Genomic DNA, 23,179 nt, shown 5'->3' on the forward strand with positions numbered 1-23,179 from the left:
GGGGCCGGGAAACCGGAATACGCACTTCGCAAGACGCAGGGAGGGGAACTCCCTTCCATATTCAACGTATAGCGCACCCGGGGGCTTGCGGCAAGACCCCCGTCGTACCGCAGAATCACTGACCGAAGCCAGAACCTGCGGAAATGGGGTTACGAAATGCGCGTATTGCTGTCGACGTATGGGTGATCCCCGAGACCCGGGGACGAGCGACCGCCGTGGCCGACCGACACGATCCGCACCGACGGGGCGAAGTGGCCGCGACGCTGCTGCTCGACGCGCTCAGTCGAGAAACCGTGTCCGTGTGAACCCATAGAGCCAGGAAAGCAAGGGGCATATGACGACTCAGTGGTACGAAACCGAATTGCGGTCCGAGCGAAGCTATGTGGCCGAGCTCTACACGCGGCTCGACGCCGAACGCGCGCGAGTGAAGGGCAAGTACACCGCCGCACTGCGCGGAACCGGCGGGACACCCATGGAACGAGATTTCGAGGTGCGCGCGCTGGCCAAGGAGGCCAAGCGGCTGGATGTGGCCGACAACGGTCTGTGTTTCGGCCGGTTGGACACAGTTTCGGGCGAACATTCCTACATCGGCCGGATCGGCATTTTCGACGACGAGAACGAGTACGAGCCGCTGTTGCTCGATTGGCGGGCACCGGCGTCGCGCGCGTTCTATGTCGCGACCGCCGCGACACCGGAGAACATGCGCCGCCGCCGACAGTTCCACACGCGCGGGCGTCGAGTGGTCGATTTCACCGATGAAGTGCTCGGCCGCCCGAGTGATGGCGAGCGCGGCGACGCGGCCTTGCTCGCGGCAGTGAATGCGCCGCGAGGTTCGGGCATGCGCGACATCGTGGCGACGATCCAGGCCGAACAGGACCAGATCATCCGCCTCGATCACCCCGGGGTGCTGGTGATCGAGGGTGGCCCGGGCACCGGCAAAACCGTGGTCGCGCTGCACCGCGTCGCGTACTTGCTCTACACCCAGCGGGAGCGGATGGAACGCCACGGTGTGCTCGTCGTCGGACCGAATCCGGCATTTCTCAACCACATCGGCCGCGTTCTGCCGTCGCTGGGCGAGACGAACGTCGTGTTCATGACCACTGGCGATCTGATGCCAGGGTTTCGCGTCACCGCCGAAGACACGCCGGATGCCGCGCGGCTCAAAGGCTCGCTGAAGATCCTGGACGTGCTCGCGGCGGCGATCGCCGATCGGCAGCGGGTGCCGGAGCATTCGGTGCAGATCGAACTGAAAGACGTCACGGTGCGGATCGACACCGAGACCGCGGAGTGGGCAAGGGAGGAGGCACGCGCGAGCGGGCTGCCGCACAACGAGGCCCGCGCGGTATTCAGCGAGATCGTCACGTATGTGCTCACCGAACGGGCGATAGCCCGGATCGGCCGCGGCTGGTTGACCCGGAAGGACCGCGAAGCATGGGAGAACCTACGGACGGACCTGGTCGCCGAGCTCGCCGACACCGACCAGTTCACCGCCGCGCTAGACGAACTCTGGCCGATACTGACGCCGGAAATAATACTGGCACAGCTGTATTCGTCTCCTGAACGGTTGCGTGCCGCCGGTGCCGACCGGGCGCTGTGGCGCGCCGATGGCGAGACCTGGACGGTGTCGGACGTTCCGCTGCTCGACGAACTGGTCGACCTGCTCGGCCGCGACAAGGCGGCCGATGAGGCTGCCGCGCGAGCCGCTGAGCGGGAACGCAAGGCCGAGGCCGAGTACGCCGCTGGCGTGTTCGACACTCTCATCACGCGCGAAGACCTTAACGACGACATCGGCCTGCTCGCCCAGGACATGCTCTACGCCGAGGACCTTGCCGAGCGCTTCCTCGAGCGCGACACCCGCGAACTCGTCGAACGCGCTGCCGCGGACCGGGATTGGACTTATCGACACGTCGTGGTCGACGAAGCCCAAGAACTGTCCGAAATGGACTGGCGGGTGTTGATGCGGCGCTGCCCGGGCCGATCCTTCACAGTGGTAGGCGATCTCGCGCAGCGTCGGTCGGTGGCCGGTGCGATCTCGTGGGACACGATCTTCGAGTCGTACGTGCCCGGCCGCTGGGTCTACCGGTCGCTATCGGTGAACTACCGCACACCGGCGGAGATCATGACCGTCGCCGCCGCATTGCTCGCCGAGTTCGCACCCGGGGTGCAGGCGCCGGAGTCGGTCCGCGCGTGCGGTGTACAGCCCTGGTCCAGGCAGGTTACCGAGGATGAATTGCCCACTGCCGTCGCGGAATTCGTACGCGACGAAGCCGATCGCGAAGGCACCAGCATCGTGATCGGCCCGGCGGGTGTGCCGGGCACGGTGCCCGCGTCGGAGACGAAGGGGCTGGAATTCGACGCGGTCCTGGTCGTGGAGCCGGAGCGGATCCTCGCCGAGGGCCCGCGCGGCGCTGCCGAACTCTACGTCGCCCTGACCCGTGCCACCCAACGCCTCGGCGTGCTGCACCAGGGTCCATTGCCGCAGGCGCTCACTGGACTAGGCGCACCCGCTCCGGCCGGTGATCGAAGTTGGACGTAGCCATTTCGCGTGCGATCCCGGACCCGAGACCGGGGCCCGCGGTCGACGGTTGTGACAGCGGACCGATGTGCGCTCGTCGGCATACGTGGACGACGAATGATGCTGGCTGCCAACCGATCTGCGGATAGGCGAGCCAGACCACCGGCATTCACAGGTGTTGTCGATCACTGTCCGAAGGAGTAACGAAGATCATCAGGATCGGAGTGCCCGCACTGTACTCGACATAATGCACGGAAACGTCGCCGACTATGCACTCCATATCGACACCCTAGCCGGCTGGAAACGACAGCAGCGCGCGGAATCGACCCGCGGGTGGGCTGCCGATTGCAAGAATCGGGCCCATGTCTTCTGGTGTGGTTTCGACGTTGGTGACGGGTCTGATGCCCTTGCTGGGCGCTGGTCTCGGTGCATCGGCAACGCTTCTGGTGCAACGGAATTCGGCGCGCGAGGCGAAGTTCAAGTTTCGCGCTGAAAGTCGCCTCGCGCATCGGGAAGAACTGAAGTCCGCCATACTCGACTACTTCGAGACGGCGCAGCGACTACAGGGAGAGCTCGATGTCCGAGAGCGAGGCGGCGCTCCGGACGACATGAAGCGCATGATCGAGAGCGTCTGGCTAGCAGAGAAGCGGGTCGAGCTCATCTGCTCAGATGCCTTGCGGGACCGTATGGTCGCCCATGCTCGGGGGCTGCACGACGCTGTGCGCGACCCTGTGGCCCACCCTGATTGGTGGGCACATTGTCGGCCACTTCAATCCGACTTGATATCGCAAGCAAAAGCAGAGCTCGCGCGCAATCACGATTGGTGACCCGACTCGAGACCAACTCGTACTATTCCGCGAGGTTCATTCTGCTGGGCAGAGGGCTACGGGCAGCCCGCCATCGGGCACGTGGCTACGTCGAATGATGCTTGCTGCATGGAATCCGGGAGCACCGACCGGCGTTTGCGGACGGTGCGTCACGGCGTCGCTACGGAGACCTCGGCCGAGGGTTCGTCCGCGGCTGAGCTCGGGCGCGCGGCCTCATTGCGGGGCCGGGTGGAGCCGACGACGACCGTGATCACCAGGATGAATGCGAGTAGTGCGCAGCCGGTCCGGGTGAAATGGAACAGTTCCCAACGCCGCAGGATGTCGGCATAGTCGCTGGGCGGGGTCCCCACGGCCCACTGCTTGATCTGCTGGTTGATCGGTACGTTCCCGAAGCGGGTCACCAGGAAGGAGAGGAATGTCAGCGCCGAGGCGCCCGCCGCGACCCACCGCGGCCACGACTTCGACAGCACCGCCAAGACCAGCGTGCTCAGCACGGCGAGCCCCATCAGCGACTGCATCACTGGCCCGTTGACCCGCATCAGCGCGGTATGAAAGGTGAACCGAACATCAAGGGGCACTTCGCGAAACGCGTACAGCACATTCACCGCGCCATACCCGAATGCCCCGGCGAGCAGGCCTGGGAACAGCAGTGCCCCGGCCCGAACGGATTTCGACAACATTGGAGCTCCCATCTCATATCGCAACATCGAGTTGCGATATCGTCAGCATGCCCGCTGTACGCCGATATCGCAACAAGGAGTTGCAATGACTGCACCCCTCGGACGTGGACCGAAGGTTCGCTCCGCCGTGCTCGCCGCGACCGTCGAGGAGCTGAGCGAGCACGGGTACGCCGCGTTCACCGTCGAGAACGTCGCCCTGCGTGCCGGTGTGCACAAGACCACCGTCTACCGGCGGTGGGCCGATCGGGATGCCCTGATCGCCGATGCGCTGGCCGAGAGCGTCGAAGCGGAAATCCCTATCCCCGAGACGGGCTCGATAGAGGACGACCTTCGCGCGTTGGCCCGCGGTCTGGTCGCGTGGATCGGCAGCCCGTCCGGCCGGGCGGTCCTCGCTGTCATGCTCTCCAATGCAGCGCCACCCGACCGGACGCGCCATGCCTTCCGCGACCGCATCCGCAAGGCGCTGCCCGTCGCGACGCGTGCGGTCGAACGCGGCGAACTCCCCGCTGGCACAAACCCCGTCGAACTGATCAAAACGCTTGTGGCGCCGATATATTTCCGTGTGCTGATTACCCGTGAGCCGGTGAACGACAGCACCGCCGACGCGGCCGCCGCAGTCGCGCTGACCGCGGCGCGCGCCGGTCTGTTCGGCTGAGCCCGGTCGAAGAAGTCGGTTGTCGGAATGGTGGTAGCCGCGCAGGATGCCACGCATGGTTGCGCGAGTTGATCACGCGCGGATTGTGCAAGGATCGGGCCGGGCAGTGTCTGCTGGCATCGATTGCCGTGCCGCTTGGGTGTCGGTTCACCGACGCCACTCCGGAACGCCCGGTGTTGGGTTGTGCCTGCTGCTGCAGTCCTCGGAAGTCGCCGAGCTGATGCTGCAAGCCCCGGTCCGGGCCCCGATTTCGCGGTTGACATCCGCACTCACATCCAACTACCTTTGCCATCAAAGGCAATTGCCTTTGATGGCAAAGGTAGTTGGATCTCGCCTGCTTCAGTTCCCCGAACCGGGCAGGCCATCTGTCTCTGTAGGAGGACATTGTGTCTCACCCTGAACTCGACACGGCCGAGATCGCCCGGTGGATCGGCGACACGGCCCGTCCGTTGGACGTGATCGAGCCCGACGCACCGCTCCTGCATGCGGAGCCGCTGGCCGATCTGGTCGATGAGGTGGTCGTCGCGGGTATCGGTATGACGACCCGCGCCGGGCGCGAGACGTCCGAGGCTGCGCATCGTGTGTTGCGAATACTGGTGGAGCAAAAGGGATTCCGAGCACTGGCACTGCTGGACGACGAGTCCGTCGTGGCGGCGATGGACGAGTACGCACGCACAGGCGCCGGCGACCTCCGGCTGATCCTCGACGATGCCTGGGTCCCATGGCGTAACACTGAGACGCTGGCTGTGCTGGAGTGGGCTCGTGAATTCAACCGCAGGCACCCGGACGACCCGTTGCGACTGTTCGGCCTCACTCCGGAAGCGGCGAAACCAATACACTACGAGCAGGTTTCGGATTTCGTCGCTGCTGCTGCGCCGGAGCGACTCGACGAGCTGAAGGCCCACTACGAGCCTATCCTCACCGCCCACCGATCGGGCGAGCATATTCAGCGCGCCAACGGCACCCATCCCGGTCGCCCGTTCGTCGATCACGCCAAAGATGCACTGGCGCTCCTCGATTCGGTGCCGGGAATCGCCGGTGCGCCGGAGGTGCTTGATGCGGCCCGTCGCATCGTCCACTACCACGAATCCAGTACCGCGGCGGGGCGGCGCAACTTCGCTACCGAGTCCGCCGACGTCGCCGACCGCATCGCCGACTGGCACCACCGCACCGGGCAGCGCATTATGTATTGGGAGGGAGTATCGAACACCGCTGCCGACCGGCTTACGGTAGCCGCGTTGGCGCAGGAGTTCCCGACCACCGGATCGCTGCTGCGGAAGCGATTCGGCAATGGTTATCTCTCTTTGGCTGTCGTCTTCCATCATGGCAAAGTCCGCGCCGACATCGACATCCCCGCGCCGTCACCGGATTTCATCGACACCGTGCTCGACCTGCCCGACCGCAAAAGCTACCTTCTCGACTTGCAGACCGAATCGCCTGGTGCGGTACACGATTGGCTGCACCGTCCGGGGAAGCTTCGCCTCATCGTCGGAACCTATAATCCGCACCGCGACAGCGACCACTACGTCGCAGGCGCGGGACTCGCAGACTGGTTCGACATTCTGCTGTGGATTCGGGTGATCACCCCGACACACTCGCTGATCCCTACTCAGAACCGTGGATAGGGACACGCTGTTGCCAGAAGTAGTTGAGCGGCAAAGGGTTACGCGTCGCCTGCGCGAAATCGCCCGCAACTACCAATGAAGAATGCCAGCGAGATAGGCCAGCTGCATCCGCCGTCCTATCCGTCGGTCTGGTCGGCGAAAGATGCGATCAGGGGCGAGCAGGTGACGCGTCGGCTCGACGGATCGTGTCGTACATCTGCCGAATCATATCGGCGGTGCACGGCACCGATGAGGGACATTCGGGCGGGAGGCTCTCGAGCACATCTCCGGCGCGTAGATACATGTGATCGTACGGGTCCAGGTAACGATCGTCGGACCATCGGTTCACGACGGTCGCGTATCGCCGCAGCAGTACGATGTCCGCGCCGGCTGCATCGGTGCCGCCCGGACGCCCGCTCGGTGCCTTCAGCCAATGTATTTCGGCCAGTAGTAGTTCGGGCAGCAGTACCTCGCTCATGACCTGGTCCGAATCGGCCCCACCGCGGCGGGTGTATTCGTCGATCACGGCCAGCGACTGGGCTATGGCCGACACTTCTTCGTAGGTGGCGCTGGACATCCACGGATGTATGCCCAGACTTGTCGTGCGGTTGCGCAGCTCGGCGTAATTCGGCAGGCTGCGCCTGCGGCCGGAGAGAAGACGTCGCCAGCGCGGCGTGTAGACCGTTCGGGCGATGTCGATCAAGATCGACCACCACAGATCGAAATTCTGCTGGGCATGCCCGGCCGGCTCCACCGCACCGTGTCCCACGGGAAGGGGCATTTCGATTATCTTGCGGCGCAATTCGGGGTCGGTGAGAACGTCGAAATCCGCCCGCACCCCGTTGTCCCGCAGGAACGTCAACGCCCACCAGATGACATGCGGTTGGAGCCACTGCCGTCCCTGCGAGGTCGCGTACGAGTTGCGCAGCAGACGAATGAGACGCTGCGGGTTACTCAGTTCGTCACCGATCAGCGTCACCGACCTGCTCGGCCGCATCGATAACTCGGCAGGACAGACTGCGGGCCTGCTCGTAGCGCTCGCGTGCCCGGCCCGTGCGCCGAAATTCCGCTGGCCCAACGAGATTGTCGATACCAGTGCCCAGGTGCCTTCGAGTAGCAGAAAACCCCAATTGTGGTCGGCATAGGCGATAGCGGCGAGTATGGCGCTGCCGACCGCATTGGCCGCGAGGTAGGAGATCTTGGTGTCGTCCACCAGGCCGGCCTGGGCGGCGGCGAAGGCCGCAAGCAAGAGCAGAGCTCCCAGGACCTGCGGGACCTGGCTCATCGGCGCGCCTTCCCAGCGACACTGTCGCGCCGACATCGATCGGATGGAGGAAACTTTTCGATCATGGTCGCCGTTCTCGTCCACGAGATGAAGTCCGCACCAATGTTCCGAGATCCGGGGGAAACTACGCATCAGTCGATACCGGCCGGTTTACCACTAACTACCTATCGCCCTGGGCCCCGCCGCACATGCCACACAAACTGCACTCGTACCAGCGCTTTCGCCGGTCGGGATCGCCGACAGGATTAGGTATCGGCGATGCATCGGTAGGCAATCGGGCCGACAGCGGTGGAACGCGCCCGGCCGCGCCCACGCGGGTCGTCCATCAGATCGAGGCAATCCGTAGTCGGGCCGCGTCCGCGGAAAACCCCTTCGGGCCCGGCCATTTGGACCAGCACGGCTCCGAGCAGCAGCAGTACTGCGCCAGCCAATGCGTCCGGCCCAGTGACTGGTAGACGCGGCTGGGGCGGCAGCGATGCGCCACGGCCTGGACCCCTGCTCGGGTGGCGCGCACCGTAAGCAGCGGCAACCCAGCCGTCCGCAGGGCTACGTGAGCGGATGACCCGGGCAGACGAGTCCAGCGGGGTCTGCCCTCCTGCACTGATCGGCCAGCCATTCCTTTACCGGTACGGGTGCGCTCCCGGTGCTGGTGTATTCGGTAGCTCCGGTGGATCGCGAGAGCACGGCACCGTCAGCGATGTTGTTCACCGACGCCTTCGCCACCATGTCACCGCCCAGAGAGTGTGCACTGTGCCAAGGACAAGGAGGACGACGATGCTGTCCAGGTTGGTCGTCATCGGGTGTTCGGGGCCGAGTCGGGTCACGGCGCGGGAGATGAGTGTGACGTCGGCGGGTATGGTGAACGCCGCCATCGAGGCCAGGCAGAGCGTCGTGCCGAATACCAGGAAAGCGCTGTAGACGCGCGCTGCGCGACGTTCGTGTTCAGGCAGGTAACGGCTCGGGTCCTGCAGAGCCTGCCCGCGCCCGGTAATGGCGCCCCACAGCCGATTCCCGCTGTAGCGCGCATACGCCTTGCCGTCGCCGAACAGGTCGCGGCAGCCAGTAAGGTCTTGCAGGATGAAATAGACGTCTGTACGCATGAACACCAAGAACTGGAACGGCAGCGCCAGCAACGCCAGCACCATAACCGCGGCCAGGATCTTATGCGTTGTTGTGGTCTCGACGGTCACCGTCAGCAGCAAGACCGCTGTCGCGGCGACCGAGAGATTCACCGCCATGCCAGCCGAATAGGCTGTCAGTCGATGCCGGCGCGAGGCGATTTCGATCCCGCTGATATCGGTCTCGGCCACCAGAAATTGAAGCCGCGTGCCCAGCTGGATCCGAGCGTGGACGCCCGTGGCCCGTGCGGTGACAAAGTGCGCAAGCTCATGGACGAAGACCAACGACCACCCGCCGACGAAGCCGACTGCCAGCACGAGACTGCCCCGCGGGCTCCAGAGCAGGTCCTGGAAGCTTGGCAGCAGGTCGGGCCGCACGGCGAGTGCCAGCACTGCCGCCAGCATCAAGCTGCCGAACAACACCGGCAGAACCGGGCTGAGCGCGAATCGGACGTGTTCGGGGCGCACTCGGGGAAAGGACGCCGGCTGCGGCATCTCGGATGGCACGGGGTGGTGGTCGATCTCGGCCACGAAGCCCAGCGCGATCAGTTCTCGGACGAAAGACAGGACATCGAACTCGCAGCCCTCTTCGTCGGCCAGACGTACCTCCGCCTGCTCGACGGTGAGCCCCGCACCGAGCAGGTCGATCGCGACCGCGCCCGCCCTCGGAAGCGCCACGAACTGGCGGGTCTCGAACCGGCCCACGATCCATTCCCCATGATCCGGGCGGATCGCCAAGTCGTACAGGCGGATCTGGCTCGCCGGCAGGATGTCGGCCACGGGCCGTTCGGTCACCGAGTATCCCCGCAGGAAGGACAGTCCGGTCGGCGTGGGTATCGCTTCAGGGCCGATAGACCCGGTACAGCGAGGTTCACGCCGTACTGAAAGCCTGGCTCGACCGGCGGCGCGCCGGTCAGCACGGCGAGTGCGAAGTGGGTGAGCAGGTTGCCCGTGATAGCGGCGGACACGACGTTGGCGGGCTGCCAGGGCAGTCGCGGCCCGAGGCTGTCCAAAGGCACGTCCGGGGGGAGGCGCATATCGGCCTGCTCGATTTCCTGATCGTGCAGACACTCCCAGCATGGGCCCTTACCGGGGACATAGGCGCCGGCCGAGGTGATGGGGCCGTGATAGCCGCCGGTCACCCAAGGAATGCCCGCAGCCAGGCAGGCACGGTTCGCCCATCTGCGGATCGCGCGCGGCTGGTCGGCGCAGAGGGCGACGAGGTCGTATCCGGGCCGGAGCAGGTCGGCAATGTCGGCCGGTCCGTCGACCTGCCGCCGTTCGCCCGTGACCTCCACATCGGAGTTGAGGGCGCGCAGATGCGCCATCGCGGCGTCGACCTTGGACTTCCCGATGTCATCCTCGCGGTAGAGGACCTGCCGGTTGAGATTGGACAGTTCAACGGTGTCGGAGTCGACGCAGTGCAGATATCCGACGCCTGAGGCGACGAGCCCTTGCGCGACAGCTCCGCCGGTGCCGCCGACGCCGATCAGGAGAACCCGGGATCGGCTCAATTCGATCTGGATGTCCCAGGGGCTCGAGCGGGGTGTCTGGTCGAGCCAGTGGAACAACGCCATGCCGCGCGAGTAGCGTTCCAGCTCACGCTCGGACAGCTGAGCCGGAACGGGTACGCCGGCGTCCTCGACGAATCCGGCGTCGAGGAGTTGCTGCATAGCATCGGCTACGTCAGCATCCGGCACATCCCCATGGCTGGACTTCACCACGGCCAGCACCCCCTGGGGTGACCGGGTTCCGTCCAGCGCCCCGACCAGGACCCAGACCCAACCGTCCGGATCTTCGATCTCCGCACCGACGCCATGGACCGTCGCGCCGATCCTGACATTGCCGTCCACGGTGACATACGGGACATGCTCCGGTTTGACCCGCGGACGCACCATGCCCGAGGCGCGTATTGTGCCGTCCATCAAGGGGACTCCCGATATCGGGCTCGCTCGCCGAGGTGCGGCATCGCCCGCTGGCCAACCAGGCAGGGTGCACCTCCACGCGACTCTCCGGATGGAAGGCGCACCCTGCGGTGACGCCTACGCGCCCGACGCCGAGGTACTGCCGGTCGTTTCCTTCTTGTCCAAGCGCCGGATCTTGATCACGACGCGATCCTGGATGGTCGGCTGAGCGGGTGCCTTGTTTTTGGACTTTTTCATGAACTCAATTCCTCGCCATCAAATAAGTGCACAATATCGATGTCCACTATTCATGTGCACATCGATCAGGTGCACATCGTTTACGTGTACAACGTTGAGGTACGTAGCGCCGTACTGTCAAGCCCTGCTTGTGCGGTCGGTCTGGAATCTGGTGAGCCACTGCGAGTCTCGGCCTAGCACGACAGTTGTATTTTGTTGTGCTGCAAGAGAGTTGATTTGGGGTAGTTTGTCTCGGGTGCTGGATGATGTTGTGGCCGAGGATCTTTCGGCTTGGCGAGCCGGTTTCGATGGGGTGTTCGCACGGGTAGCGGGGGTGTTCTATCGGGCAGAGCCGCGGCGGTGGGCGCGGCTATCCGACGGGGTTGCTGGCGCCGGCGGAGCGCAAGAATTCCTGGCAGCTGGCCGACGCCGCCAGCGTGGTGGAGCCGGACGGTTTGCAGCATTTCCTGAACCGGTCACGCTGGAGTGCTGTGCCCCCAAGGGGGCACGGTCGTGACCTCTTAGTTGGGCGTGCGACTGGTGAAATCGAAGGAGCCGCTGTCGATGCCCCAGGAGATGATTCGTTCGGGATGGATCCGAATGATCGAGCGTTCCTGGGGAGGGAACGGCGGCTCCTGGTCGTCGAGCGCCTCGGCCGTGCCGCGCACTTCGATGCCGCGAATAACGTACGGGTCCAACGAGACCTGCTGGTCGACGACGAACGAGACCCGACTGCCTGCCTCGACGTTGCGGTACTTACGGCTGTTGCGCATGCGCATACCGCCGATGTCGATGGTGCCGTCGGCGTTCACCCGATAGCTGGTCGGGTTGTTCTGCACGACGCCGTCGGGCGATACCGTGGCCAGCCGCCCGATCCCGGCCTCCGCGAGGAACTGCTGCTCATTCGTAGTGAAAGTCACCGATGAAGCGTAGTTGGAAGCCTCGGCAGCGCCCTCACCTCTTCCCAGAAGTGGTTCATGTCGGGCATTCCCGGTCAGATCGCGGATCAGGACGTCGAATGTGGGTGCGTCTGGCCAACTCGGTTTGGTGATCCCGACGCGGGTCCAACCCCAGCTTCGATACGCTCGGTAGGCGCGGTCGTTCTCCGGTTCGACCAAGAGGGTTGCGCGTTGCTCGGGTCGGTTGTTCAGCAGCTCGTCGTGCAGGGCTCGGGCCAGGCCTTGCCCGGTGTGGTTCGTGCACACCATGATTTCGGATAGTGCGAAGGTGCGGGTGCCGTCTTCGGTGGTGAAGGCGTCGCGGTCGGTGATGGTGCTGTCTGGCCGAAAGTTCTTCCACCATGCCGCATTTGGGCCGAGCGTCCATCCCCATGTTTGTCCGGCTGGTTTCCCGTCCCGGTATGCGATGACCATAGCGAATGCGTGGGCGCGGGTGGGTGAGGTGTAAGTGTCGAAGCGATGCATGAACTGCTCCGGCGAGTCGAACGGGTCGCCGGATGCGATCGCATCCACGTAGGACCGGCTATAGATGTCGGCCACGGTTGCGCGGAGCTCGCGGGCCTGTGCGGCATCGAGGTGCTGGAATACGACTGCGTCGGGCCATTTCATGCGTTGATCGCTGTCTGCGTGAGAGCGTCGAATCGCTGACCGAACTCCGCGCCAATGGACAAAGTGGCTGTTGCGCGCCGGACGGGTACGAGGACCTTGACGGTGCGCGGTGACGAAACCGCATTGCCCAGATGCTGTATCACAGGCATCGCTTCAGCCAGGGCACCCGGGAAGTCCCCGGTCGCAGCCCGCGCCGACGCCAGCCATGCCCGCGCGTTTACTGAATTCCGAACGGACGCTTGGTCACTAACGGCAGCCTCCAGCAAGTCCACCGCCTTTGCGAGGTTGCCAACCCGTCCATATCCGCGCGCTTCGTGGCCGCGTACCTCGGCATGGCCGACGAACCGCAGCCAAGCCGGACATTCTTCGATGGGCTCGTGCTCCACAGCCTGGTCTACCTCACGCCACGCGGTTGCGATGGCACGACCGAACGCGTTGCGATCCCCGAGCAGACCCACAGCCTGCGCCTGCCGGATTGCGATCAAGGCGTGGATCCGTCCAGGAGGTCTGCCCCGCATAAGATCTCGCGCTCGATCGACCAGCTTCAACGCATGGTGTGGGCTTGCCTGTCCCATTTGGGTGAGCGCGATCGATTGATTCGCGGCATATAAGCATGTGTGCGCGGTCAGATCGGGATCATCTGCCTGACTGGCCAGCGCCATCGCATCGGAGAAGCAGCGCCGTGCGAGCGGGTGCATGTCCGCATCGAATGCCAGCCACCCGGTCATTACGGCGAGTTCGCCAGTCGCACTAGCGAATGCGTCGCCCGCCGCCGAATCGAACCCGCATGTTTCCAACTGGTGCTTGGCGCGGGCGAGTCCCTCCACGGCGCAGCTCACCAGCGGTGCCCCACCAGCTCGCTGATCCTCACAGACCAGTTGGTCCACGCGGTCGAGCAGACGCCGCGCATCGGACATGCCGATTCGCTCCCTGTTGAGATCCCACGAGTCCAGGACCATAGCGGCACCGGTTGCCGCAGCTAACTTGCTGAACTCCCGCCGTTTCACGTCACCATCGACTTCCCACGCATAGACACCGAGCGAGCCGCCAGGCCGATCAGACAAGGCGTCGGCCTCATACACGCCAGGATGCACCGAAACTGCCGAACGCGCTTCGGTGACGGCCGCCCAAAATCGTGCGGCCTGGTCGTCGTTCAGTCGCACGAGTTCGCTGTCGAGGTCCTGTGCGGACTTGCCGCGCACTGGACGGTTGTCGAGCGAACGCTCCCATTTCCGCACGGTCACCGGCTGGTAGCCGAGTTGCTCCGCGAACGCTTCCTGCGTGAGTCGCAGAGCGGCAATGCGAAGAGCCTTGACTTCAACACCCGTCCAATTGGTAACGATCATGGCCACCCCTGTTCGCGTCCACAACGCTCGGTATCGAAAGCGTATTACTTGTGTGCGGTTTCGTGGCTGGGATCGAAGTGGCCGGTCGGCGACGCTTTAGGGGCACCCGGGTGTCGGGTGCCTGATCTACAGCTACGGGGAGGGATCACGGTGAATTCGAAACTGCCGCACCGATATCCGTTTGTCGGGCCGCCTGCTGCGTACAGCGGCGCTACGGCCGATGTCGTCGAGCGTTTTGCGGATGCCATCCGCGAGTGGGCTGGGCACAAGGAGCGCCGAGGTACCGAGTCCACGCCAGCCGCACACCGTGAGGGCGCATGATGCGACGAGATCGGTTGCGTACCACGCAGACTCAGGATGGTTGCAAGGTTGCGGTGTGGCGGTTGGTCGAATGTTCGGCTCGGGTCTTGCGTGTCGAGTTCACTTCCGAGTCGTTCGCCGCGTATTGCTTGCCGTCGCGCGCGCCGCTGACGGGGGTGCAACACGGAACGGTCGTGTTCGATCCGTATACCGATTTGGCGGCCGCGCGGGATTTGCTGCCCAAGCACGGTGATCTGTGGGACGCGCTTCGAGACGACTACTGGGCGGCGCTCATGAACTGCAAGGACCTGCCGAATCCATTGGAGGCGTAGGCAGATGTCCGAGAGTTCTCGCGATGAGATCGCTGCGTCGGTGCGCGCGTTGCTGGCTGCTTTTCACGAAGAAACGCATTTCAAGCTCGACCTTGCGCCAGCCGACAGTTTGCCGATCTACGAGCGCGCAGCCGATGGCTGGCTGTGTCGAGTCGGTGAGGACGGCTGGCTCCTGGATGCCGACAAGAGCGACACGATCGGGGACGAGTCGACCAGCGTTCGCAACGCAGAAGCCTGATCGAGCGTTCAACCGTCGTCCGTGCCGCGCCGTGCTGCGTTCGCGATAAACTGGTCTTTTCAACACACGTGACACGGCAGTTGGACACCAGGGAGACCCCAGCCCTGCTCGCTGAACGATGCACGTCAGATCAGACGCTCACAGCTTCCGGTCCTTGATCCAGAACATGCCACGGCCTGATTCCGCAGGCGCGCGCACCTCGCGTGGTTCGATCCGGTCGAGCCGGTATCCGAGTCGGCGGGGTACTGCCGCGCTGCGAATATTGGCTTCGTCACAGTGGATTTCGATATGGCCGATACCAGGTAGGGATGACGCGATTCGCGTCAGTGCGGCGGCGGAGCGCGTGATCACTCCGCGGCCGGTATGCGCGATATGGCACCAGTACCCGATTTCCAGCGTGTGCGGCCCGACGCGGTCGTGGATTCCGATCGCACCGAGTAAGGTCCCCTCGGCGTCGAAGATGCCGTAGTTGCAGCTTCCGTGGGGGCTTGGCCAGCTAGTCGCCATCGTGTCGCCGAAGGCACGATGCTGCTCGAGTGTCATGGGTTCAGCGAGCCAGTCCATCCATGGATGGAGGTGGTCGAAGGAGACGGCGACCGCCTCGAAGCGCAGCATCAGATCCTCGGGCTGCCAACGGCGCAGCAGCAGGTCACCCAGGTCGATCTGCTGAGGCGGCGCAATTCCGGACGCAAGCGCGGCTGGTTGCTCGGTGCCCATCCTGGGATGTTGGCAGCTGATCCGATCTGAGGCAACGCAATAACGGGTTGGTCGGGATTCCCCGGATCGGTAATGCACGCCAGGAGCCTGTTGCGCCGCGACTTACCTGGCGAACCGCAACTCGCCACCTTTCCGCGGAATGGTCAGGCGCCTAGTTCTTCGGCGAGGAACCGACCTGTTTGACGTAGCGGTGAGCAGGAACCGATACGGGCCCATCGGGCCCAGGGGCCTGGTGGCTGAACAGTCCCTCATCGACCCACCCGTTGCGCGTGTAGAAAGCGCGGGCTCGGGTGTTGCCCGGAACTACCGCCAGCCAGGCGCGGGAATGACCGCCAGCACGTATGCGCGCCTCGGCGGCGCCGAGCAAGGAGGCGGCGATTCCGGTTCCGCGGTGGTGGCGGGATAGATAGACCTGGTCGACTTCGTCGTCGAGGGTCATGACGAAACCGGCTACCTGGTCGGCGATGATCGCGACAACGGTGTCGTCGATTCGCTCGGCGGCGCGTACGCCGAACGATTCCTGGGGCCGGACGGCGATGAGTTCGTCGGGGACATTGCCGAGGTGGGCATCGCGCCAGCCTTCGTACCAGATGGCCGCGATGGATTCGGCGTCCTCGGGCCGGGCGAGGCGCAGGTGCGGGGGATCGGTCATCAACGCAATGTAGCCCGGCGAGGGTTGACATGAACCCTGGTTGAGGTTGAAGGCTGGGGGTATGAATCGACCGGCTGAATTCTGGAATGCTGCCTATGACAACGGGTCCGCGCCGTGGGTGATCGGGGAGCCGCAGCCCGCGGTGCTCGAACTGATCGAGCGGGGGTGGATTCGGGGTGCGGTGCTCGATGTTGGGTGTGGTGCCGGTGAGCACACCATTCGGTTGACCGAGCTCGGTTATGACGTGCTCGGACTGGATCTGGCACCGAGTGCGATCGCTTATGCCAGAGAAAATGCACGCGAGCGCGGGGTTGCCGCGCGGTTCGAGGTGGCCGATGCGCTGGATCTCGGGGATGAGCCCCGCTACGACACCATTCTCGACAGTGCGCTCTTCCATGTTTTCGCTCACGACAACGGCGATCCGACCGATTATCTGCGCAGCCTGCACCGGGTCCTGAAGCCCGGCGGGTATCTCCACATCCTCGCGCTCTCCGACGCCGAACCCGGCTTCGGCCCGCGCATCAGCCGCTCCGCGATCACCGACGCGTTCGGTGCGGGCTGGGAGTTGGAGGAACTGGAGGTCGCACGCTATCGGGGACGCGTCAGCGAGGCGGTCGTCGAGGCGGAGGAACTCGGTCTCACGCCGGGCAGCATTGTCGACGAGGCCGCCTGGCTCGCCCGCGTGCGCCATTCCTAGCGCTGTGCAAACACCGACCCTGGTGGACTGTGCATCGGGTCGCGGCACTGCCTGCCGTGATCCGATCGCCAATGGAAAGGGTCATTTGTCATGACATACACCCGTACCGGATTCGTGCGAACAGCTGTTGCGCTCGGCGGTCTGCTGGCGGCGGGGGCGCTACTGGTTCCCGGAACCGCTTCGGCGCAACCGGGCATCGGCGGCGGACTGATCGAGACGACATGCAGCTTCGCGCAGGTGGATGCGGCCATTCATGCCGAGGCGCCCAAGCTCGCCGAACGCCTGGACAGCCATCCCGATCGCAAGGCGAAGCTGCAGGAATTCCTCGGCCTGCCGGTCGAGCAGCGCAAGCAGCGCGCCCAGCAGTGGCTCGATAACCACCCGAACGCGCGGACCAAGATCGAGGAGAAGCGCAACTCGCCCGAGGGCCAGCAGAAGATCGACAAGCTGCGGCAGATCGCGAACACCTGCCACAACTACTGAGTTGAACGCGGGCGGCGCTATCCGGCGTCGCCCGTTCGGTTCTCGATGGTGACCGTGACAGTGAGTCCGCCTTCGGCCCGCGCGGTCGCCCGGACTTCGCCGCCGTGCGCGTGCGCGACCGATCGCACGATCGACAGCCCCAGCCCCGCGCCCCGGCTGTTCGGTGCATGCGCCGTTTCGGGTTCCCGTTCGCCGGAGGCGAGTCTGCGGAACGGTTCGAAGAGTCCGTCGACTTCGAAGGCAGGCACTACCGGGCCGGTATTCTCCACGACGAGTTGCGCATTGCTGCCTGTGCTAACCGAACTGATTGAAACCCAACCGTTTTCGGCGATGTTATAGCGAATCGCATTGTCCACCAAGTTCTGTGCCAGACGTTCCAGCAGTACCGGATCGCCCGAGACCCGAGCCGACGCTATATCGGTGCGGATCTCGATACCGGCCCGGTCGGCGGCATCGCCCGCGACAGCGACCACCCGACGGACCACCTCGGCCAGATCGACCCGACTGCGCTCGATGAGGCGCTGCTCACTGCTCGCGAGCACCAACAATCCGTCGATGAGTCGCTCGTGCCGGCTATTGACCTCCAAAAGCGTTGCTCCGAGCCGACGCGTCGATTCGGGTGCCTCGGGATCGTCCAGCGCCACCTCGATCAACGTGCGATTGATGGTCAACGGTGTGCGCAGTTCATGTGAGGCATTGGCGACGAAGCGGCGCTGACCGTCGAAGGCGCGATCCAATCGCTCCAGCATGGCGTCGAAAGTGTCTGCGAGATCCTTGATTTCGTCATCGGGTCCGGTCAGCGCGATCCGCTCGTGCAGGCTGCGATCGGCCACCCGTCGCGCGGTCGCGGTTATCTGCTGTAGCGGATGCAGGGCTCGCCCGGCCAGCAGCCAACCCAGTCCGCCCGCGACGATCCCGATCGCACCGAGGGAGACCAGCGACCAAACGAGCATCGCCTCCAAGGTGTCGCGGCGCTCCTTGGCGGCCTGCGCGGTCAGTGCCGCGTACAACTCCTCGGTGACGATCGGCCGGTTCCGCTTGGCCAGGTACTCGCGCACGAGGATCTGGGCACCCATGCCGTGTCGCCGATCCAGCGACCGATCGAGATAGAAATACATCAGCGCAACCAGAATCGCCCCCGCGATGAAGAACGCGCCCGCGTACAGCAGGGTGAGCCGGAGCCGAATGGTGCGGCCCCTCATCGGATGCGATACCCAACGCCCGCCTCGGTCTCGATCACCGGCGGATCGCCCAGCTTCCGCCGCACCATCATGATCGTGTATCGCACCACCCCCGTGAACGGATCGATGTTCTCGTCCCATGCCTTCTCCAATAACTGCTCGGCCGACACCACCCCGCCATCGGCACGCAATAGTTCGTCCAGTACCGCGAACTCCTTGCGCGACAACGAAACCGGCTGCCCGTCGCGGGTGACGGTCAGCCGATGCGGGTCGAGCCGAATCCCGGCCCGCTCCAGCACCAATGGTGTCGCGGGACGCGCGCGCCGCCCCAGCGCCTGAATTCGTGCCACCAATTCGGAGAATGCGAACGGTTTGGTCAGATAGTCGTCGGCACCGAGTCCGAGCCCCGCGACCCGCTCGGCCACCGCGGCGGCAGCCGTCAGCATCAGGATCCTGGCATCGCTGCCCGCCTCGGTGAGCGAGGTGCAGACGGTATCCCCGGATACCTTCGGTAGATCGCGATCCAACACGATCACGTCATAGTCGTTCACCGCGACTCGTTCGAGCGCATCCGCGCCGTCGTGCACCACATCGACCGCCATCGCACGCCGCCGCAGCCCGTGGGCTATCGCATCGGCCAGCAACCGTTCGTCCTCGACCACCAGTACCCGCATTCGACCATCGTGCCTGTTGTCGCTGTTAGGGCGCTGTTAGTGCGACAGAACCCGCGTCGAGTTGGCGATTTCGGCGCATCCGGCGATGCGGAGTGATTCAATCTGCTCGGTGTGCGCTCTGTAGTAGCTGATAGCAGTGAAAGGAGTTCAGATGACAATGTCGGTCGCCGACCGCATATTCTTTCGCGTCAACCGATTCCACAGGGAACGGGTCGCGATCGCATGGGGCGGACGGCATATTCTGCACGGTCGTGAACCGAGGCCGGGTGACGTCGTGCTGACCAGCAACGACTATCTCGCGCTCGCCCACGAGCCGCATATCGTCGGCGCGATGTGCGCGGCATTGCAGTACGCGAGCGGGGGAGCGCCGCCGTCGGGCGTCTTCCTACACGGTTCCGACCATCCGCAGATCGCGCTGGAAAAGACACTTGCCGAACATATGCGGGCGGCGGGCGGAGTTCTGTGTCAGTCGGGCTGGGATGCGAATGCCGGATTGATGCAGTCGATCGCCGATGCGCATACGCCGGTCTATGTCGATCACATTGCGCACATGTCGCTCTGGCATGGCGCGAAAACCGCTGGTGCGCCGGTATATTCGTTCCGACACAATTTTCCGGGCCATCTGCGCGACGAGATCCGCAAAAACGGACCCGGCATCATCGCGGTGGATTCGATCTATGGCACCAACGGGAGCCGCTGTCCGCTCACCCAGATCTGTGATGTCGCCGACGAAACCGGCAGCGTGCTGGTGGTCGATGAATCGCATTCGCTCGGCACCGACGGGCCCTACGGTGCGGGCATGGTGGTCGCGCTCGGCCTCGCCGACCGGGTGCCGTTCCGGATCGCCAGCCTCGCAACGGCTTTCGCGGGCCGTGCGGGATTCGTCGCCGCGAACAATATCGATTTCGTCGACTACTTCAAGATGGAATCCGATCCCGCCGTCTTCTCCGCGACACTGTTGCCGCACGATATCGCCGGTCTGGCCGCGACGCTCGAGGTGATTCGCATCGACGATTGGCGGCGGGTCCGGCTGCGCGAGATATCCGCTGTCGTGCGGCGCGCGCTGTTGGCGTTGGAATTCGATCTGGAGGGTTCGGCCAGCCATATCGTCGCGCTGCAGACCGGTTCGGATGAGCGCACCATCGCGATCCGCGACTTCCTGGAGGCTCGCGGCGTTTTCGGTTCGATCCTGTGCTGGCCCGCCACCGCGCCCGAACACGCGCGCATCCGCTTCTCGCTGCACGCGGGGCTCACCGATATGCAGGTGGAGCGACTGATCCAGGTGTGCGCCGAGGTGCGCAACAACTTCGGCGCGATGGCTCCGGTGCGTCACGAAAGGCCGATGCCCGTACCGCCTGCACCGCAACTCGTGCCGACTCGGTGAGCTATCAGGCGGCCGTCGCACGCGGAAGGATCACCGTGAAGGTCGCGCCGTTGCCCGGCTCGCTGTCCACGCTCACCCGGCCACCGTGCGCCGCCACGAGAGCCTGCACGATCGATAGCCCCAAACCTGTTCCGCCACTGGCCCGGGTGCGCGAGTCGTCGGTGCGATAGAACCGTTCGAAGACTCGGGCGGCGGCATCCGGCGGCAAACCGGGGCCGGTGTCGATGACGTCGATGCGCACATCATCGGCGGATGGGGTGAGCCGCACGGTGATCGCGGCGGTGGCCGGAGTGTGGGCCAGCGCATTGCCGAGCAGATTGGCCAGCACCTGACGCAATCGCGCCTCGTCGCCGGTCACGTCCATGGTGCCGACGCCCGAACGGACCTCCAGGGTGATCGGGCGTTGCGGTTGCTGCCGTGCCGCCATGGCCTGCGCATTGTGCACCCCATCGCCAGCGAGTGTCAGCAGATCGACTTGACTGCGGTCGAGTGGGCGTCTCGCGTCCAAGCGCGCGAGCATGAGCAGGTCCTCGACCAGCAGGCCCATGCGTTCGGCCTCGGCCTCGATGCGGCCGACCACCATGGACGCATCCGTGCTCGCGCCTTGGCGGTAGAGCTCGGCGAAACCGCGAATGGTGGTGAGCGGGGTGCGCAATTCGTGGCTGGCGTCGGCGATGAACTGGCGCATCCGGCGTTCGGAGCGTCGGGCGTCTTCTTCGGAGGCCTCGGTGGCGGCGACGCCGTGCTGAATCTGTGCGAGCATCGCGTTCAATGACCGCGCCAACCGGTCGACCTCGGTATCGACACCACGTACCGGAACGCGCCGGTGTAGGTCGCCGCCCGCGATCGCCGCCGCGGTCTTCTCGACGTTGCGCAGCGGCCGCAGGCTGCGTCGCACGACGAAATATCCGACCACACCCAGCGCGATCAGCGCGGCCGCTCCGGTGCCGAGTTCGAAGTAGATCAATCGCGATACCGTCTCCTGGTTATCGGTGAGCGGCAGCGCGATGGTCGTCGAGCCGTACTGGTTGCTGGTGGTCAGGGCACGCCACCGCACCTCGGAGCCGTCGGTCGAGCCGACGGTCGTGGGGACCGATGCCGATCGCCCATTGGTATCCGGCGTGGTGCCGATGCTGGCGACGGTGACCGAGGTGCCCGGATAGATCTGTCCCTCGGGGCCTTTGTGCAACTCGTAGAAGCGGCGTGGTTGATCGGTGAACAGTCGCGGTGTCGGCGCCTGCGGCAGGTCGGCCGGAACCCATACCGTCGCACCGTCATTCGTGAGGACCTGCTTCATCTCGCGTGGCTGGGCCCACGAGCGTGCGGCATCGTAGAGCTGCTCGTCGGTGCGCGCGGTCAGTGACCGGCTCAAAGCGGAGGTCACCGCGAAACCTGTGGAAACCAGCACCATGGCCGCCAGAAAGACCAGGGCGACAACAAGTCCCACCCGCAGCGGGATGGCCGAGACCCGCCGCGCGAGTGATCGGCGCAGTCTCATATCCGACTCGGCTGCGGTGCGCGCAGCACATAGCCGACGCTGCGCAGGGTGTGGATGAGCTTCGGTTCGGTCGTATCGACCTTGCGCCGAAGATACGACACATACGACTCGACCACCCCCGCATCACCGCCGAAGTCATAGCGCCACACGTGATCCAGGATCTTCGCCTTGCTGAGCACCTTGCCCGAATTCACCATGAAATACCGCAGCAGCGTGAACTCGGTGGGTGACAATGCCACCGGTACACCCGCTTTCCAGACTTCGTGACTGTCTTCGTCGAGTTCGATATCGCCCACCGTGATGCGGGAAGACAGGTCCGCGACGGCATCCCGGCCCGACCGCCGCAGGATCGCACGCAACCGGGCGATCACCTCTTCGAGGCTGAACGGTTTGGTGACGTAATCGTCGGCGCCGAGCGTCAGCCCGGTGAGTTTGTCGTCGACATCGTCGCGAGCGGACAGGAACAGCACCGGCGCATCGACCCCGTCCGCGCGCAGCCGCCGCAACAGCCCGAAACCGTCCATGCCCGGCATCATCACGTCCACGATCAGCGCGTCCGGCCGGAACCGGCGTGCCTTGTCGAGCCCGTCCGTCCCGCTGATCGCGGTGACCACCTCGAACCCCTGGAATCGCAGACTGACCGCAAGGAGCTCGACAATCATCGGCTCATCGTCGACGACGAGAATGCGTGCCTCCGGCTCTGCTCTGCTCATTCCACAAGCGTGACGGGCCGAGCAAGGCCGCAGCTCGAGACAAGCTGGGTGTTGGCTGTGAGCGTGGCGCAGCTGGGCCTACTGTTCCGCTCATATCTCTGTTTGCTAAACTATGAAATCAATGTATTGCTGTCGATACTCGCATCGGACCGGAGGATGGTTCACCAAGTGCCGGGATTGAGCAGGCCGCTCTATCAGATGAAGGCCGACTTCTTCAAAACACTCGGACATCCAGTGCGGATCCGGGTGTTGGAGTTGCTCAGTGAGCGCGAGCATGCGGTGTCGGAGATGCTGCCCGAGGTCGGGGTCGAGGCGGCGAACCTGTCGCAGCAGTTGTCCGTCCTACGCCGCGCCGGGTTGGTGACGGCGCGGCGTGAGGGCCTTTCCGTGACGTACGCGCTGACATCGCCGCGGGTCAAAGAACTGCTGGTCGCGGCTCGTGCCATTCTGACCGGGGTGGTCGCCGGTCAGGCCGAATTACTGGAGAACCCGACTGAGAGCGCGCCGACCGGCGTACACACCTGATCCGAAGTCAGCGCGAACTCGATGGCTAACCCGTGACCGCTGATTG

Annotated in this window: 22 protein-coding genes and 1 pseudogene; 11 read left to right on the plus strand and 12 right to left on the minus strand. The window is 64.7% G+C overall.

Annotated elements, in window-relative coordinates; genetic code table 11:
- Positions 1 to 334: 334 nt before the first annotated feature.
- Complete coding sequence (helR, locus tag ACIBJI_RS14680; RefSeq protein WP_364350111.1) at positions 335 to 2,536, plus strand: RNA polymerase recycling motor ATPase HelR; 2,202 nt, start codon at positions 335 to 337, stop codon at positions 2,534 to 2,536.
- Positions 2,537 to 2,877: 341 nt separating this feature from the next.
- On the plus strand, positions 2,878 to 3,342 hold the full coding sequence (locus ACIBJI_RS14685) for a hypothetical protein (RefSeq protein ID WP_364350114.1): 465 nt from the start codon (positions 2,878 to 2,880) through the stop codon (positions 3,340 to 3,342).
- Between the two features lie 149 nt (positions 3,343 to 3,491).
- On the opposite strand, the gene ACIBJI_RS14690 is transcribed toward ACIBJI_RS14685, so the two are convergent.
- Positions 3,492 to 4,022, minus strand: a complete 531-nt coding sequence (locus ACIBJI_RS14690) for a DUF1772 domain-containing protein (RefSeq protein WP_364350117.1) — start codon at positions 4,020 to 4,022, stop codon at positions 3,492 to 3,494.
- 85 nt (positions 4,023 to 4,107) lie between these two features.
- Here ACIBJI_RS14690 and ACIBJI_RS14695 point away from each other — a divergent pair, with 85 nt between their 5' ends.
- Both ACIBJI_RS14695 and ACIBJI_RS14700 read left to right on the plus strand, forming a co-directional pair.
- Positions 4,108 to 4,677 carry a TetR/AcrR family transcriptional regulator gene (locus tag ACIBJI_RS14695; protein WP_364350120.1) on the plus strand — a complete coding sequence of 190 codons (570 nt, stop codon included), beginning with the start codon at positions 4,108 to 4,110 and terminating at the stop codon, positions 4,675 to 4,677.
- Between the two features lie 386 nt (positions 4,678 to 5,063).
- On the plus strand, positions 5,064 to 6,302 hold the full coding sequence (locus ACIBJI_RS14700) for an erythromycin esterase family protein (protein ID WP_397084492.1): 1,239 nt from the start codon (positions 5,064 to 5,066) through the stop codon (positions 6,300 to 6,302).
- Positions 6,303 to 6,450: 148 nt separating this feature from the next.
- Here ACIBJI_RS14700 and ACIBJI_RS14705 read toward each other — a convergent pair whose 3' ends face one another.
- The 3 genes from ACIBJI_RS14705 to ACIBJI_RS14715 all read right to left on the minus strand — a co-directional run bounded on the left by ACIBJI_RS14705 (position 6,451) and on the right by ACIBJI_RS14715 (position 10,609).
- A complete protein-coding gene (locus tag ACIBJI_RS14705) occupies positions 6,451 to 7,566 on the minus strand; it encodes a hypothetical protein (protein WP_397084494.1) in 1,116 nt (371 codons plus the stop codon).
- A gap of 704 nt (positions 7,567 to 8,270) precedes the next feature.
- Positions 8,271 to 9,479, minus strand: a complete 1,209-nt coding sequence (locus ACIBJI_RS14710) for a hypothetical protein (RefSeq protein ID WP_397084496.1) — start codon at positions 9,477 to 9,479, stop codon at positions 8,271 to 8,273.
- Positions 9,476 to 10,609: a ThiF family adenylyltransferase gene (locus ACIBJI_RS14715; RefSeq protein ID WP_364350135.1), complete on the minus strand. Its 1,134-nt coding sequence runs from the start codon at positions 10,607 to 10,609 to the stop codon at positions 9,476 to 9,478. Before ACIBJI_RS14715 ends, ACIBJI_RS14710 begins: the two co-directional genes overlap by 4 nt.
- Positions 10,610 to 11,153: 544 nt before the next feature.
- On the opposite strand from ACIBJI_RS14715, the pseudogene ACIBJI_RS14720 reads away from it, so the two are divergent.
- Positions 11,154 to 11,316, plus strand: a pseudogene (locus tag ACIBJI_RS14720) (transposase); the annotation flags it as partial.
- A gap of 30 nt (positions 11,317 to 11,346) precedes the next feature.
- On the opposite strand, the gene ACIBJI_RS14725 reads toward ACIBJI_RS14720, so the two are convergent.
- Positions 11,347 to 12,393, minus strand: coding sequence for a PPOX class F420-dependent oxidoreductase (locus tag ACIBJI_RS14725; RefSeq protein WP_364354605.1), 1,047 nt, complete (start codon positions 12,391 to 12,393; stop codon positions 11,347 to 11,349).
- A complete protein-coding gene (locus ACIBJI_RS14730; protein ID WP_364354608.1) occupies positions 12,390 to 13,739 on the minus strand; it encodes a hypothetical protein in 1,350 nt (449 codons plus the stop codon). Before ACIBJI_RS14730 ends, ACIBJI_RS14725 begins: the two co-directional genes overlap by 4 nt.
- Positions 13,740 to 14,233: 494 nt before the next feature.
- Here ACIBJI_RS14730 and ACIBJI_RS14735 point away from each other — a divergent pair, with 494 nt between their 5' ends.
- Positions 14,234 to 14,371: a hypothetical protein gene (locus ACIBJI_RS14735; RefSeq protein ID WP_364354611.1), complete on the plus strand. Its 138-nt coding sequence runs from the start codon at positions 14,234 to 14,236 to the stop codon at positions 14,369 to 14,371.
- A gap of 4 nt (positions 14,372 to 14,375) precedes the next feature.
- A complete protein-coding gene (locus ACIBJI_RS14740) occupies positions 14,376 to 14,609 on the plus strand; it encodes a hypothetical protein (protein WP_397084498.1) in 234 nt (77 codons plus the stop codon).
- A gap of 138 nt (positions 14,610 to 14,747) precedes the next feature.
- Here the strand turns inward: ACIBJI_RS14740 and ACIBJI_RS14745 are convergent, their stop codons facing one another.
- Both ACIBJI_RS14745 and ACIBJI_RS14750 read right to left on the minus strand, forming a co-directional pair.
- Positions 14,748 to 15,326, minus strand: a complete 579-nt coding sequence (locus tag ACIBJI_RS14745) for a GNAT family N-acetyltransferase (protein ID WP_364354617.1) — start codon at positions 15,324 to 15,326, stop codon at positions 14,748 to 14,750.
- A gap of 151 nt (positions 15,327 to 15,477) precedes the next feature.
- The gene (locus tag ACIBJI_RS14750; protein WP_364354620.1) at positions 15,478 to 15,978 is read right to left on the minus strand and encodes a GNAT family N-acetyltransferase; all 501 of its coding nucleotides are present in this window, start codon (positions 15,976 to 15,978) and stop codon (positions 15,478 to 15,480) included.
- Positions 15,979 to 16,039: 61 nt separating this feature from the next.
- Here ACIBJI_RS14750 and ACIBJI_RS14755 point away from each other — a divergent pair, with 61 nt between their 5' ends.
- Both ACIBJI_RS14755 and ACIBJI_RS14760 read left to right on the plus strand, forming a co-directional pair.
- The gene (locus ACIBJI_RS14755) at positions 16,040 to 16,675 is read left to right on the plus strand and encodes a class I SAM-dependent methyltransferase (RefSeq protein WP_364354623.1); all 636 of its coding nucleotides are present in this window, start codon (positions 16,040 to 16,042) and stop codon (positions 16,673 to 16,675) included.
- 90 nt (positions 16,676 to 16,765) lie between these two features.
- Positions 16,766 to 17,158, plus strand: coding sequence for a hemophore-related protein (locus ACIBJI_RS14760; protein ID WP_396955296.1), 393 nt, complete (start codon positions 16,766 to 16,768; stop codon positions 17,156 to 17,158).
- 17 nt (positions 17,159 to 17,175) lie between these two features.
- On the opposite strand, the gene ACIBJI_RS14765 is transcribed toward ACIBJI_RS14760, so the two are convergent.
- Together ACIBJI_RS14765 and ACIBJI_RS14770 are read right to left on the minus strand one after the other, a co-directional pair.
- Entirely contained in the window at positions 17,176 to 18,360 is a 1,185-nt protein-coding gene (locus ACIBJI_RS14765) for a sensor histidine kinase (protein WP_397084501.1), read from the minus strand.
- Positions 18,357 to 19,013: a response regulator transcription factor gene (locus ACIBJI_RS14770; RefSeq protein WP_364354632.1), complete on the minus strand. Its 657-nt coding sequence runs from the start codon at positions 19,011 to 19,013 to the stop codon at positions 18,357 to 18,359. The genes ACIBJI_RS14765 and ACIBJI_RS14770 overlap by 4 nt, the downstream gene beginning before the upstream one ends.
- Positions 19,014 to 19,164: 151 nt before the next feature.
- Here ACIBJI_RS14770 and cqsA point away from each other — a divergent pair, with 151 nt between their 5' ends.
- Positions 19,165 to 20,397, plus strand: a complete 1,233-nt coding sequence (gene cqsA, locus ACIBJI_RS14775; RefSeq protein ID WP_364354634.1) for an alpha-hydroxyketone-type quorum-sensing autoinducer synthase — start codon at positions 19,165 to 19,167, stop codon at positions 20,395 to 20,397.
- 4 nt (positions 20,398 to 20,401) lie between these two features.
- On the opposite strand, the gene ACIBJI_RS14780 is transcribed toward cqsA, so the two are convergent.
- Both ACIBJI_RS14780 and ACIBJI_RS14785 read right to left on the minus strand, forming a co-directional pair.
- Positions 20,402 to 21,895 carry a HAMP domain-containing sensor histidine kinase gene (locus ACIBJI_RS14780; RefSeq protein WP_364354637.1) on the minus strand — a complete coding sequence of 498 codons (1,494 nt, stop codon included), beginning with the start codon at positions 21,893 to 21,895 and terminating at the stop codon, positions 20,402 to 20,404.
- Positions 21,892 to 22,608, minus strand: coding sequence for a response regulator transcription factor (locus ACIBJI_RS14785; protein WP_364354640.1), 717 nt, complete (start codon positions 22,606 to 22,608; stop codon positions 21,892 to 21,894). Before ACIBJI_RS14785 ends, ACIBJI_RS14780 begins: the two co-directional genes overlap by 4 nt.
- A gap of 156 nt (positions 22,609 to 22,764) precedes the next feature.
- Here ACIBJI_RS14785 and ACIBJI_RS14790 point away from each other — a divergent pair, with 156 nt between their 5' ends.
- Positions 22,765 to 23,133 carry a metalloregulator ArsR/SmtB family transcription factor gene (locus ACIBJI_RS14790; protein ID WP_364354643.1) on the plus strand — a complete coding sequence of 123 codons (369 nt, stop codon included), beginning with the start codon at positions 22,765 to 22,767 and terminating at the stop codon, positions 23,131 to 23,133.
- Positions 23,134 to 23,179: the final 46 nt, after the last annotated feature.

This window comes from Nocardia sp. NPDC050408 (assembly GCF_044458905.1).
GTDB lineage: Bacteria > Actinomycetota > Actinomycetes > Mycobacteriales > Mycobacteriaceae > Nocardia.